The organism is Methylovorus mays (assembly GCF_020531915.1).
Classification (GTDB): Bacteria; Pseudomonadota; Gammaproteobacteria; order Burkholderiales; family Methylophilaceae; genus Methylovorus; species Methylovorus mays.
This window is the reverse complement of record NZ_JAJAVG010000005.1, coordinates 46,328-59,782: the sequence shown is the minus strand read 5'-3', so window position 1 is coordinate 59,782 and position 13,455 is coordinate 46,328. Positions and strand designations below refer to the sequence as shown.

The window sequence follows — 13,455 nt, the reverse complement described above, 5'->3', positions numbered from 1 at the left end:
CGTTTAACAGAGCAGCACCCAAGTACAAAAAGCGGCGGCCTCATGGGCCGCTTTTTGCTTTTGCAGGCTGCACCTGTGCCTTGAGTGCTCTGGGTGACACGCCAAACTTCCGTTTGAATGCACGGCTGAAATGCGATAAATCATTAAAGCCCCATTTCATCGCAATGTCGGATACCGCCAATCCCATCTGGCGTGCACCACAAATATCCTGATGCGCTTTTTCCAGTCGCCGCTCCCATACATGGCGCATCAGCGAGGTATGTTCTGCCGCCAGCAATTCGTTGATATAGCGGGAAGACAACCCGGTAGCCTGCGCGATCATCTGGCTATCCAGCTGCGGATGGGCCAAGTGTTTTTCCACACAGGATTTGATGTTGTAAAGCGAGAGTGAGCGACTGCGCGATAGCTGGCTGGCCGGTGGCCTTATCTCCTGCAAGGCCAGGGTAAACAGATCGAGCGCATTATCCGAGAGTGCATCAAATGCCAGCTGAGACATGCCCGTTGCCTGACTTGCACTGGCACGCATAAAGTCGGCAGCCACGGCGCCTATGCCTTTGCTTCCCGGGATTTTTAAGGCAGTGCAATGTTCAACACCTGCCAGCTTTTGCCGCATTAACTCTCTGGGGATGGAAATGATCAATTTGGAAAAGCTGCCCGGACAAGTGATATGGTGTGGCCTGGTCGCATCGTAAATCGTCATGTCACCAGGACTCAGGAACACCTCACGTCCCGCTTGTTCCAGCATGTATTCCCCTGAAAGCAGGACCACGCCGAAGTAGGCATCCTGACTGGAAAGCAGGGGCTCTTGCGGCAGGCGTTTCAGTTTGATGGCATTGGAACGGATGCAGGATAGCCGCAGATGCTTCCATGTGTAGATGTCCATCTCATTCAGCAGCGGCGCATGGCGCGGTGGGGTGATGTCAACATGGGCATATTCCCGGCCGATGATCTCTTTCAGCCACTCATGCCTGTGCCAGGGCGAGATATCCTCGGTAGACAAATGGATGGCCGTTGGCGGCTGCAGGCTCTCTGTCTCAGCGTCACGCGGTTTCACTCGGCTACCTTATCCTGTTGATGTCATGTGATGGTAAGCGTGCTCCGGCTGCCTGTAAATTGCCATACCACCGTTGCAGTCAAGTTTGGCATCCTTTGCAGCAAAGTATGCCGCAACAAGCTTGATTAGACTTTGCGCTATCTAAAACAGCAGAGGGACGAGATACATCATGCAACAACAAGATGCACGACATGCCGGCAATATCGTATTGCTCCGGGGCGCCTGCCTCTGGCTATTGATGGCCCTTTTGCTGGCCTGGTGCATGGTCGGCTTGAATTTTGGCGTAGACCCGCTGAAAGCGATCTTTGCCGGGAAGTTTACGCGGCTGTTGCAGGCGCATATCGATTTTCTGCTGATGACGGCACTGATACTGGGCGTATACGCCGCGCGCGTCAGCTTGCCATGGACTGTGCGCTGGGCCATGGTGGTGGGGGCCTTTACCAATTCCAGCCTGTTTTTGCTGATGGCGATTTTTCCGGTGCTGGATAATCCCAATCAGCCGCCACCGATGATATTCACCATTTTTCTGCTCGCCAGCGTATTGATGACCAGTTATGGCTTCGGCAAAGCGGCTGTGCTGGTGTTGCGCTCTACCTTCAAGTAATGGCTGGGCGCAGCGATACTGGCTGGGCTAATCCTAATCCCCGGCCAGTTTGCTGAAATAACTGATGGGAGCGGGGTGCAGATGTTCCAGATGCTGGCGACAGGCCGCGCGCCATGCATTCAACTGCGCCGCATCCAAGTGGCGCAGCTCCGCTTCCCAATGTGGCTGTATCCCTTGCAGCACGATATGGATATCCTGTATCGCCGTTTGAGTCTTGGCGATGTAATACACAAAGTGCTTGAACACGCGTCTATCCAGCATGCGCATGCTGCGATAGATCATGCCTGGCAGCCGCGAAAAGCGTAGCAGCCGGTCTGCCTTGCCCAGGCGACGCAAGGCCTTTTCGGTATGCTGAGGCTCGCAGCCAAAGCTGGGGGAAATAAAGGCGGCCAGCACGTCTGCGTGCCGATCAAGCAGGTTGCCCGGGGTATGTGTCATCAAGGGCGCCAGGTGGGCGTCCATTGCCCATTCCGAGGCAATATGCGTCATCATGCTGTTTTCCATCCACATGGCTTCATGCGCAGGCACAAAGTGATTATGCGCGATGACATCCACATACAAGTGGCTGGCATAGCCTATTGCCATGGCGGTTTCTTCATCGGTGCGAGCACGGCTAAGCAGCCCATAGGCATGGCGCCATTGATGGGTTTCACTGAAGCTGGGAGATACTAGCGACAGATCTGGCAGGCAGGCACCTGCCATCACCAGCTCGGGAAAACGTTGTATGGCCTGACGCAGACGCGGGTCAAGCAAGGGCATGGCCCAGAGGAGTGAGTGGGCAAAATACAGGTGGGTCACCAGCCCCCAGGCATTGGCCTCCTGTGATTGCAAAACCAGGGGCAACAGCCAGAAGACCTTACCAAGATTTGCGCGCCTTTTCATGCTGCCTAATGTCGCTTCAGGGCATGATGGCCTTGTGACAATTATATGATTTTATTGTGACACGCCTTTGCGGGCGTTCGGGTTTGTTATACTGCCGCGCTGATATCTGTTACGCACCATTGATGATTGCACGTTAAGGAAAGCAAACATGGAAAGTCCATACAAGGGCAAAACCGGATTACGCCGCCTGATCAATGCATTCGGCTATTCCATGGCCGGGCTCAAGGCCGCTTACACCAATGAAGATGCCTTCCGTCAGGAAGTGCTGATGACCATTATTCTGGTGCCGCTGGCCTTGTATCTGGGCGAGAATGGCATTGCCAAGGCCGCCATGATCGCCAGCGTGCTGCTGGTCGTGATTGTCGAGCTGCTCAATTCCTCTATCGAAGCCACGGTGGATCGCATTTCCCTCGAAAACCACATGCTCGCCAAGCGTGCCAAGGATATCGGCAGTGCCGCGGTACTCATCAGCCTGATCAATCTGGCTGTGGTCTGGCTGCTGATTCTGCTAGGCTAAACGCTTCAACTCTCCCTGCTGCCTGGCTGAATTAATGCCAGAGCTGGGGGCTCAATAGCCGCAAGCCTACACTGAGCCAGCGATCTTCATTGCCCTGGTCCATGCGGTTACCATACGTCGTGTCTATCTGCACACGCTCTCGCACCAGCCAATAGCGCAAGCCTACCTGGTAAAAAGGGTGCTCACGGTCATCCCCAAATACTTCCGCGATGGCCTGCAGCCGCTCATTCAAACGGGTTTCTGACCCCAGTCCCCAGGTCAGCTTGTTCTGATGCTCAGCTTTTTCATGTAACCAACCCAGATTCACATGCAGTATCAGTGCATCATTTGCCAGTGAGAAACTGGCTGGCATATAGGCATAGGCATCGCCCAGCATGCTGGATTTCTCGTCCACACTGGGATGCCGCGCATGCCCCACTACCAGGCCGATGCCGTAACTGTTGGGCGTGAGTGGGCGCAACAGGGTTTTGGCTTGCAGAATGACATCGGTGGTATTCGAGTCGCCATCTTCACGGCTAAGGGCCCCGCCATAGGTCAGTTCCAGGTTTTCACCGACATTGCAGCCTGGCAGTGCCCAGTATTCGTCAGTGCGAGCATTATGTTTGGTCCAGGTCTCAAGCTGGCAGCTACGCGGGTCCACCACCCGCGCATCGTCGGTAATCATGGGGCGGGCAGCGTAGGCAGCCATGGGCAGCAACAACAACAGCCAAAGCACGGGGCGGAATAATTTCATGATGGGATTCCTGATAAGCGGCTGCATTATAAACAGGCAATATGACGTCTGCGTTGCAATTCACATAAGCGTCATAAATCCCCTGTATCTTGCCAACAACGCGTTATAAGCGAGTTGCGAGAGGCAGATGTGAAGATTTTATTTATTTCCGATGTGTATTTTCCCCGCATCAATGGGGTGTCGACGTCCATCCGGACCTTTGTCGGGCAATTGCAGGAACTGGGCCATGAGGTGCATCTGATCGCGCCCGATTATGGCGTTAAGACAGAAGATGAGCATTGGATACGGCGCATACCCGCGCGTACCATTTATTTTGATCCGGAAGATCGCCTGATGAAATATGGCGCCGCACTGGACAAGCTGGTCGAGCTGCGCGCCGAAAATTACGATCTCATTCACATTCACACGCCATTTGTCGCCCATTACCTGGGACTGAAGCTGGGGCGCTTGCTGGATGTGCCTTGTGTGGAAACCTACCACACCTTTTTTGAGGATTATCTGCATCACTATTTGCCGTGGATACCCAAGGCCATGGCCAAAGGCTTGGCGCGCATGGTGTCGCGGCAGCAGTGCAATGCGGTGCAGGCGATCGTTGCGCCTTCGCGGCCCATGCTTGATGTGTTGCGCCAATATGGCATCAACAGTACGGCAGAAGTGATACCTACCGGCTTGCAACCTCACAGCTTTGCTGATGCCGATGGCGCGGCATTTCGCAGTAAATACGGCATTGCCCCAGGTCGCCCGGTCGCCCTGTTTGTCGGGCGCGTGGCCTTTGAGAAAAATATCGCCTTTCTGGTGCGTATGCTCACGCATCTGCGTCAGCAACAGCCGGATGCATTGCTGGTCATTGCCGGAGAAGGCCCCGCTGAGAGCAGTCTGCATGCCATGAGCAAGCAACTGGGCCTGCAGGACAATATCCAGTTCATCGGCTATCTGGATCGCGAGAAAGAACTCAATGCCTGCTATCGGGCGGCGGATGTCTTTGTGTTCTCATCCAAAACCGAAACCCAGGGCCTGGTGCTGTTGGAAGCCATGGCACAAGGTACGCCGGTGGTTGCGTTGGCGGAACTGGGTACCAAATCCATCCTGATTGAAGGCGAGGGTGCCTTGATTGCGCCAGAAGATGAGCAGGTGTTTGCCGAAAAGGTACGCAGTCTGTTCAGTGATGAGGCCAAGCGCAAACGCCTGGGCGAGTCCGCGCGGCAATATGCGGCCAAACGCTGGACCTCGCGCACGCAGGCCGAACGCATGCTGCAGTTTTACGAGCAGCTGATTTCGGCCTGAGACTGGATGCTTGCCTATAGCGGCTGGTGCGGCACTGATGACCCTCATGCAAAAATAGATTGATCGCCAACCCTTAAGCTTGCTCTAATCAGGGTGAGGATTACACAGGGGTTGGGCTATGCATGTTGTTGTCATTGGCGGTGGCGTCATCGGTGTAACGACCGCCTATTATTTGGCGCAGGCCGGGCATCAGGTCACCCTGCTTGAGCGCGAGGCTGGCCCCGCCTTGCAGACCAGTTTTGCCAATGCCGGTCAGGTGTCACCTGGCTACGCTTCGCCGTGGGCAGCCCCCGGTGTTCCACTGAAAGCATTGAAGTGGATGTTAATGCGGCATGCTCCTCTTGCCCTCAGTCTCGACGGTTCGTTGGCGCAGATCCAATGGCTGTGGCAGCTTTGGCGCAACTGCGATGCCAGGCATTACCAGCGCAACAAAGAGCGCATGGTGCGGCTGGCGGAATATAGCCGCGACTGCCTCGATGCCTTGCGCCGCGATACCGGAATCCAATATGAAGGCCGCCAGCTGGGCACCTTGCAGGTATTTCGTACCCAGCGGCAGCTGGATGCCGCTGGTCGCGATATTGCCGTGCTGCATGAGGCTGGCGTGCCGTTTCAGCTTCTATCCAATGCCGAACTTGCCGGTGTTGAACCTGCGCTGCAACATGCCAGCCGCTTAACCGGCGGTTTGCGCTTGCCGCACGATGAAACCGGCGATTGCTACCTGTTTACCACCCGCCTCGCCGCCATGGCAGAGTCCATGGGGGTGAAGTTTGAATACGGCTCCACCGTCCGCGCCATTGAGGTGGAAGGTGGGCGCTTTGCCAGCTTGCATACGCATCAGCGCCGCATCAATGCGGATGCCTGCGTGCTCGCCGCCGGTGTTTACAGTGCGGGATTGCTGAAGGACATCGCCAACATTCCGGTGTATCCAGTCAAAGGGTATTCGCTTACCCTGCCCATTCTGGATGCCAGCCTTGCCCCGCAGTCCACCATTCTGGACGAAACCTACAAGATTGCACTGACGCGCTTTGATCAGCGCATACGCGTCGGTGGCATGGCGGAAGTGGTCGGTTACGATACGCGCTTGCGCGCACGCCGGCGGGCCACCCTGGAAATGGTGGTGCAGGATTTATTCCCTGGCGCGGGCGATACGACGCAAGCAAGCTTCTGGGCTGGCCTGCGCCCCATGACGCCCGATGGCACGCCATTGGTCGGTGCTACCCCTATTCCCAATCTCTTTCTCAATACCGGCCATGGCACCCTGGGCTGGACTATGGCTTGCGGATCAGCACAGTTGCTGACGCATCTGGTTTCTGGCCAGAGGGCAGATATTCGGCACGATGATCTTTCGCTGGCACGCTATCGCGAGTAAGCAACATCCACAAGCCTTGGGGGCAGACGGTAGCCATTAAAAAAGCCCGGGGGTAAGCCCGGGCTTTTTGCTGCAATGCTTGCCTGCCAGCAATCGCAATGACTTAACCGAATTTGCCGGTGATGTAGTCTTCTGTTTCTTTGCGGGTAGGGCGGGTGAAGATCATGTCGGTATCGCCGTACTCAATCAGCTCGCCCAGGTACATATAAGCGGTGTAGTCAGACACACGGGCTGCTTGCTGCATGTTGTGCGTTACCACCAGAATCGTCAGCTTGTTGCGCAGCTCGGACATCAGTTCTTCAATGTTGGCCGTGGCAATCGGATCCAGTGCGGAAGTTGGCTCGTCGAACAGCATGATTTCAGGGTCAGTTGCCAGTGCGCGGGCAATGCACAGGCGCTGTTGCTGACCGCCAGACAGGTTGAATGCCAGGTCGTGCAGACGGTTTTTGACTTCTTCCCACAGGGCGGCACCTTTCAGCGCTTCTTCTACCTTGTCATCCACGACGCGCTTGTTGTTTTCACCACGCACACGCAGGCCGTAAGCCACGTTTTCGTAGATGGACTTGGGGAAAGGGTTGGGCTTCTGGAACACCATGCTGATGCGCATGCGTACTTCAATCGGGTCCACGCCATTGGCCAGCACATTGGTGTTGTCCGGATGCATGATGATCTGGCCGTCATAACGGTTGCCAGGGTAAAGATCGTGCATGCGGTTGAAGCAGCGCAGGAACGTCGATTTTCCACAGCCAGATGGGCCGATCAGGGCCGTGATCTTCTTCTCATACAGCGGCATGGTGATGCCCTTGAGCGCCTTGTGACCACCGTTGTAGTAGAAATTCAGATCGCGCGATTCAGCTTTAATCGGAGTTGAGGTTGTCACCATTTGATTAGTTTCCTGATTCTTAAATTAGTCTGTTCAGCCAGTAAGCGGGGAATGTCCCGATTACCACTTGATATTCTTGCGGATGCGGTAACGCAGCCAGATTGCGGTGCCATTCATCAGCAGGGTAACCACGATGATGAGCGCGCCAGTGGCCGCCGCATTCATGTGGAATGCATGATCAGGGCGTGACAGCCAGTTGAACATCTGGATAGGCATCACGGTAAAGCCCGAGCTCAGCCACTCAAAATTGAGGAAGGGTGGCGTATCCGTGATTGGTGATGGTGGCAGGAAAGCAATAAACGTCAGTGCACCAATCGTAATCAGAGGCGCTGTTTCGCCGAGTGCGCGTGCCATGCCGATAATCACGCCGGTCAGGATGCCGCCGAAGGAGTAGTGCAGCACATGATGCAGCACGACTTGCCATTTGGTGGCGCCTACAGCGTAGGCTGCTTCGCGAATTGCAACTGGAATGCCACGCACGGCCTCACGTGTTGCCACAATCACGACCGGCAGGATCAGCAGACCCAATGTCAGGCCAGCGGTCAGTATGCTTTGCCCCAAGTCCAGGATGTAAACAAACAGACCCAGTGCCAGCAAGCCATACACAATCGAAGGCACACCAGCCAGGTTAGTCACGTTGATTTCGATCAGGTCCGAGAACCAGTTCTTCGGTGCGTACTCTTCCAGATAAAGACCTGCTGCCACACCCATGGGCACGGCGGAAAGAAAGGTCACGACCATCACCAGCAGCGAACCTATCCAGGCCGACAACAGGCCGGCATGGGCTGCCCGGCGTGAAGGGTATTCGGAGAGGAACTCAAACGTGAAGCGTGGGTAACCATCCATCACCAGGTCGACAAACAGCGTCAACAGGGTCAGGAGGCCGATCATCAGCGCGATCAGGCCAATGATCGAGAATACATAGTCATTGAATTTGTGCCGGCGAATCATCGCCCGCACTTCTTCCAGATTGTCCAGTACGGATGCTTGGTTACTCATGGCTTAATAAGTCTCTCTGAATTTCTTGCGGGTAAGGTGGCCCAGAATATTGAAGATCAGGGTCATTAACATCAGCACCAGACCTGCAGCAAAAATACTCTGGTAACCAATGCTGCCGTGGGGCAAATCGCCCATGGCAACCTGCACGATGTAAGCAGTGATGGTCGATGCGCTTTCCATCGGGTTAAAGGTCAGGTTAGGTTGCTGACCGGCAGCAAGCGCTACCACCATTGTTTCACCCACCGCACGGGAAATACCCAGAATGTAAGCAGCGATAATGCCGGAAATCGCGGCCGGTGTGACCACACGGATGGCGGTCTGAAAGCGCGTGGCGCCCATGGCATACGAACCTTCACGCATGCTCATTGGTACGGCGCGCATGGCATCTTCAGCGACCGAGCTGATATAAGGCACGATCATGATACCCATCACGATGCCTGGGCCCAACATATTGAAGCCTGGCAGGCCGGGGATGAATTTTTGCAGCAGCGGCGTCACGAACAGCAGGGCAAAATAACCAAATACCACCGTTGGCACACCAACCAGCAGTTCAAGGATGGGCTTGACGGTTTCGCGCGTCTTGTGCGAAGCAAACTCGGACAGGTAAATGGCGCCAACAGTGCCAATCGGAATCGCTACCAACAAGGCAATGGCCGAGGTGGTGAGCGTGCCGGAAACCAGAGGCAGAATGCCATAGTGTGCATCTTCAAACAGCGGTGTCCATTGCGTATCCGTCAGGAAGTCAATAATGGAAACATGCTCAAAGAAGCTTAAGGATTCGTAAAGCAGAATGGCGACAATCGCCAGAGTAGTTGCCACTGCCGACATGGCAGCCAGCATGAGAAGGAATTCAATCACGCGTTCAACAAAATGTCTGCGGACGTTTTTTGCCAAACGTGCACTGATTTTCAGTTCAGTCTGATTTGGTAGCACTTGAGTAGCCGTGTTCACTTTGATTTAGACCCGTGCATTGTAACGGAATTGAAGGGAGGGATGCGACATCGGGCAGGCAATGATGCCGCCCGATGTCGCAAGCCATTACTTGATGCGGCTCAGCAGTTCAGGAATCTTCACGCCCACTTCTGGCACACCACCAAAGCCAGTACCCGGCTTCAGAGACTTCCAGTGTTCAACCACGGCAGCATATTCGCTGGATGGCAGTGGAACGTATTTCACTTCCTTGGTCAGGGCAGCAGCATTGGCCAGGTAGAAGTTGATGAACTCTTTGACTTCAGGCTTGAAAGCGCCAGCCGTTGCGTTCACATAGATGAACAGCGGACGGGACAATGGCTGGTAAGTACCATTCATCACCGTTTCAGCAGATGGGCTAACCGCTGGTGCGCCAGTCTTGGCCACGATAGGCACAGCGCGCAGTTTTTCACGATTTTCATCATAGTAAGCGAAGCCGAAATAGCCGAGGCCGCCGATATCGCTCGCAACACCTTGTACCAGAACGTTGTCATCTTCAGAGGCAGTAAAGTCACCACGGCTGGACTTGGCCTTGCCAACGACAGCTTCGGTAAAGTAGTCGAAGGTACCCGAGTCAGCACCTGGGCCAAACAGCTTCAGTGGCTTGTCTGGCCAAGTGGCGTTCACTTGCTTCCAGGTCTTGATGCTGCCTTGTGCAGCAGGTGCCCACATCTTGTTCAGCTCTTCCACGGTCATGCTCTTGATCCAGTCATTCTTTGGATTCACAACCACGGTCAATGCGTCATAAGCAACTGGCAGTTCAATATATTGAATGCCGGCTTCCTTACAGGCGTCCATTTCCTTCTTCAGGATAGGGCGGGAAGCTTCGGAAATATCAGTCTCGCCACGGCAGAACTTCTTGAAACCGCCGCCAGTACCGGAAATGCCCACGGTAACCTTGATGGCGCCTTTTTTGGCTTTCTGGAATTCTTCAGCGACCGCTTCGGTAATCGGATAAACCGTGCTGGAGCCGTCGATCTTGACGATCTTTTCAGCTGCGTGAGCAGTGGGGATAGCGAACAGAGATGCGACAACAGCCGCCAGACCCATGCTTTGTACAAACTTCGATTGCATATAACCTCCATGGTGTGAAAAAAATCCGCGCTGCAGACGACGGTCTCCAAGTGCGGGGGTGCATAACTTGGGAGCACTTTAAAGCCTCTATGTTACAAGTTTGTGACAACGATGACGAAAGCTAAATTTAGTCGCTGAAAATGGGCTGGCGGGCTTTGATGTATAATCGCGTTTTTATTAGGTTTTATGGTAATGGAAGCAGAACAACTCAATCTGATCGCCCACCGCCTGGCAGATCTTTCTGAACGTAATCATGCCCTTCGGGGGTATCTTTGACTTCGAGACCAAGCAGCAACGCCTGGAAGAAGTCTCGCAATTGCTGGAAGATCCCAGCATCTGGAACGATAACGAACGCTCGCAAAAACTAGGCAAGGAACGTCGCGAACTGGAGTTTGTGGTCAAGTCGCTGACCGAGGTGGATAACAGCTTGCGTGACAGTGCCGAGCTGTTTGAAATGGCGCGCGAAGAAAACGATGATGCTACCTTGCTTGGTATTGATGCTGACAGTAAGGCTCTGGAAAAGCAGGTGGAGGAAATGGAATTCCGCCGCATGTTTGCCAACCCCATGGATGGCAACAACTGCTTTATCGATATCCAGTCCGGCTCGGGCGGTACCGAAGCGCAGGATTGGGCGTCCATGCTTTTGCGCATGTATCTGCGCTATTGCGAGCGCCGCGGCTTCAAGGTGGAAGTGCTGGAGGAGTCGGAAGGCGATGTTGCCGGGCTCAAGAGCGCTTCGCTGAAAATCTCCGGTGACTATGCTTATGGTTATCTGCGCACTGAAAGTGGCGTGCATCGCCTCGTGCGTAAGTCACCGTTTGACTCGGGCAATCGTCGCCACACTTCATTCGCCAGCGTGTCGGTCTTCCCGGAAGTGGATGACTCGATTGAGGTTGAGATCAACCCGGCCGATTTGCGCATTGATACCTACCGGGCATCCGGTGCCGGTGGTCAGCATATTAACAAGACAGACTCCGCCGTGCGTATTACTCACTTGCCGACCAATACCGTTGTGCAATGTCAGAACGACCGCTCACAGCACCGCAACAAGGCTGAGGCCATGAACATGCTGAAGGCTCAGCTGTATCAGCTGGAGCTCAACAAGCGTAACCAGGAAAAGCAGGCACTGGAAGATGCCAAGACGGATATTGGCTGGGGTCACCAGATTCGCAGCTATGTGCTGGATCAGTCGCGCATTAAGGATCTGCGCACCAATGTTGAAATTGGCAATACCCAGGGCGTGCTGGATGGCGATCTGGATCCATTCATATCAGAAAGTTTAAAGCAGGGAGTGTAGTAGTGAGCGAAGCACAACAGCCGATTGAGGCTACACAACAAGACGAAAACCATGTGATGGCCGAGCGCCGGGAAAAGCTGAAAGCGATCCGGGCTCAAGGTGTGGCTTTCCCCAATGATTTCAAGCCTGAGCATGCAGCCGCCGATTTGCATGCCCAATATGGCGAACAGGACAATGAAACGCTGGAGCCCGCCAATGTGCAGGTGAGCGTGGCTGGCCGCATGATGCTGAAGCGCGTCATGGGCAAAGCCAGCTTTGCCACCCTGCAGGACAAAAGCGGCCGTATCCAGCTGTTCATTTCCAAGGAGAGCATAGGCGAAGCGCTTTACGATGCTTTCAAGAAATGGGATATGGGCGATATTCTCGCCGCGCGCGGCGTGGTGTTCAAAACCAAGACCGGTGAACTGTCGATCAAGGTGAGCGAGCTGCGTCTGCTCACCAAGTCCCTGCGTCCGCTGCCTGAGAAATTCCATGGGCTGTCTGATCAAGAGACCAAATACCGTCAGCGCTATGTGGACCTGATTGTGTCGGACGATACCCGCCAGACCTTTATCGCTCGTAGCAAGATTGTGGCAGCCATTCGCAGCTTCATGCTGGGCAATGAATTCCTGGAAGTGGAAACCCCCATGCTGCACCCCATTCCAGGCGGTGCATCGGCCAAGCCTTTTATTACGCACCACAATGCGCTGGATATGCAGATGTACATGCGTATCGCCCCTGAGCTTTACCTCAAGCGCCTGATCGTGGGCGGTTTTGAGCGCGTATTCGAGATCAACCGCAATTTCCGTAACGAAGGTGTCAGCGTTCGCCACAACCCGGAATTCACCATGATGGAGTTCTACGCGGCTTATACCGATTACAAGTGGCTGATGGACTTCACCGAAAACTGCATTCGTGCGGCGGCGATTGCCGCCCGTGGCACGGCGGTACTGGAATACCAGGGCCGAACCCTGGATCTGAGCCAGCCATTCCAGCGACTGACCATCGTAGGTGCAATCCAGAAATATGCGCCCGGCTATACGCTGGAACAGTTAACGGATATGGCTTTCCTGCGTGCCGAGCTGAAGAAATTTGGCGTGGAAGCTTTTGCCCATGCGGGTCTGGGCGCGCTGCAATTGGCCCTGTTTGAAGAAACGGCAGAAAGCCAGCTATGGGAGCCAACCTATATCATTGATTACCCGGTGGAAGTCTCGCCGCTGGCACGCGCATCGGATAGCAACCCTGAGATCACCGAGCGTTTTGAGCTGTTTGTGACTGGCCGCGAAATTGCCAACGGTTTCTCCGAGCTGAATGATGCAGAAGACCAGGCGGCACGTTTCCATGCCCAGGTCGCTGCCAAGGAGGCGGGCGATGACGAAGCCATGTATTACGATGCCGACTTCATCCGTGCCCTGGAATACGGCATGCCGCCTACCGGTGGTTGCGGTATCGGCATTGACCGTCTGGTGATGTTGTTGACCGATAGCCCGAGCATACGTGATGTGATCCTGTTTCCGCACATGCGCCCAGAAGCCTGATCGCGATAACCGCCCTGCGGCAGCTCGCGTGTTGCAGCAGGGCGACAGTCTTAATTATTTGAAAACAGCAACTTGGCTAGTGTTAGCCTGATGAGCGTCTCCTGAGGGAGACGTTTTTTATTGGATTCCACGGAGATTCTGGAAAATCCGACAAGAGACGTTCGTAAGTCGATGATTGTTTTGACGTTATTCAAGTCGGCATGGTCGTTGCTCTATCTGCTCTGGTAAATGTGATGTCTGCATTTCGACATTTTTTACCATCATGAAAGAGGT

Annotated in this window: 13 protein-coding genes; 6 read left to right on the top strand and 7 right to left on the bottom strand. The window is 54.5% G+C overall.

The genetic code is table 11. The features are described from left to right. Positions 1-40: 40 nt before the first annotated feature. Complete coding sequence (locus tag LG203_RS06820; protein ID WP_230345091.1) at positions 41-1,054, bottom strand: AraC-like ligand-binding domain-containing protein; 1,014 nt, start codon at positions 1,052-1,054, stop codon at positions 41-43. Positions 1,055-1,223: 169 nt separating this feature from the next. Between LG203_RS06820 and LG203_RS06815 the strand changes: the two genes are divergently transcribed. Next, the gene (locus tag LG203_RS06815) at positions 1,224-1,658 is read left to right on the top strand and encodes a hypothetical protein (protein ID WP_230345090.1); all 435 of its coding nucleotides are present in this window, start codon (positions 1,224-1,226) and stop codon (positions 1,656-1,658) included. A gap of 33 nt (positions 1,659-1,691) precedes the next feature. Here LG203_RS06815 and LG203_RS06810 read toward each other — a convergent pair whose 3' ends face one another. Beyond that, positions 1,692-2,540, bottom strand: a complete 849-nt coding sequence (locus LG203_RS06810) for a zinc dependent phospholipase C family protein (protein ID WP_230345089.1) — start codon at positions 2,538-2,540, stop codon at positions 1,692-1,694. Between the two features lie 148 nt (positions 2,541-2,688). Here LG203_RS06810 and LG203_RS06805 point away from each other — a divergent pair, with 148 nt between their 5' ends. Then, on the top strand, positions 2,689-3,057 hold the full coding sequence (locus tag LG203_RS06805; protein WP_230345088.1) for a diacylglycerol kinase: 369 nt from the start codon (positions 2,689-2,691) through the stop codon (positions 3,055-3,057). Between the two features lie 31 nt (positions 3,058-3,088). On the opposite strand, the gene LG203_RS06800 is transcribed toward LG203_RS06805, so the two are convergent. Continuing rightward, positions 3,089-3,790: a hypothetical protein gene (locus LG203_RS06800; RefSeq protein ID WP_230345087.1), complete on the bottom strand. Its 702-nt coding sequence runs from the start codon at positions 3,788-3,790 to the stop codon at positions 3,089-3,091. 129 nt (positions 3,791-3,919) lie between these two features. On the opposite strand from LG203_RS06800, the gene LG203_RS06795 reads away from it, so the two are divergent. Further along, on the top strand, positions 3,920-5,074 hold the full coding sequence (locus tag LG203_RS06795; protein WP_230345086.1) for a glycosyltransferase: 1,155 nt from the start codon (positions 3,920-3,922) through the stop codon (positions 5,072-5,074). 118 nt (positions 5,075-5,192) lie between these two features. Further along, positions 5,193-6,443, top strand: coding sequence for a D-amino acid dehydrogenase (locus LG203_RS06790; RefSeq protein WP_230345085.1), 1,251 nt, complete (start codon positions 5,193-5,195; stop codon positions 6,441-6,443). Between the two features lie 103 nt (positions 6,444-6,546). On the opposite strand, the gene pstB is transcribed toward LG203_RS06790, so the two are convergent. The 4 genes from pstB to LG203_RS06770 form a co-directional block, all read right to left on the bottom strand. Further along, positions 6,547-7,326 carry a phosphate ABC transporter ATP-binding protein PstB gene (gene pstB / locus LG203_RS06785; RefSeq protein WP_230345084.1) on the bottom strand — a complete coding sequence of 260 codons (780 nt, stop codon included), beginning with the start codon at positions 7,324-7,326 and terminating at the stop codon, positions 6,547-6,549. Between the two features lie 60 nt (positions 7,327-7,386). Next, positions 7,387-8,325, bottom strand: a complete 939-nt coding sequence (gene pstA / locus LG203_RS06780; protein ID WP_230345083.1) for a phosphate ABC transporter permease PstA — start codon at positions 8,323-8,325, stop codon at positions 7,387-7,389. Positions 8,326-8,328: 3 nt separating this feature from the next. After that, positions 8,329-9,276: a phosphate ABC transporter permease subunit PstC gene (gene pstC / locus LG203_RS06775; protein ID WP_049821897.1), complete on the bottom strand. Its 948-nt coding sequence runs from the start codon at positions 9,274-9,276 to the stop codon at positions 8,329-8,331. 87 nt (positions 9,277-9,363) lie between these two features. Continuing rightward, on the bottom strand, positions 9,364-10,368 hold the full coding sequence (locus LG203_RS06770) for a PstS family phosphate ABC transporter substrate-binding protein (RefSeq protein ID WP_230345082.1): 1,005 nt from the start codon (positions 10,366-10,368) through the stop codon (positions 9,364-9,366). Between the two features lie 192 nt (positions 10,369-10,560). On the opposite strand from LG203_RS06770, the gene prfB reads away from it, so the two are divergent. Then, positions 10,561-11,665, top strand: a protein-coding gene (gene prfB / locus LG203_RS06765; protein ID WP_148211171.1) for a peptide chain release factor 2 whose coding sequence is annotated in 2 segments (ribosomal slippage) — positions 10,561-10,641 and positions 10,643-11,665 — 1,104 coding nt in all. Because the reading frame shifts where the segments join, the coding sequence is not laid out codon by codon here. A gap of 56 nt (positions 11,666-11,721) precedes the next feature. Further along, positions 11,722-13,182: a lysine--tRNA ligase gene (gene lysS / locus LG203_RS06760; RefSeq protein WP_230345198.1), complete on the top strand. Its 1,461-nt coding sequence runs from the start codon at positions 11,722-11,724 to the stop codon at positions 13,180-13,182. Positions 13,183-13,455 lie beyond the last annotated feature (273 nt).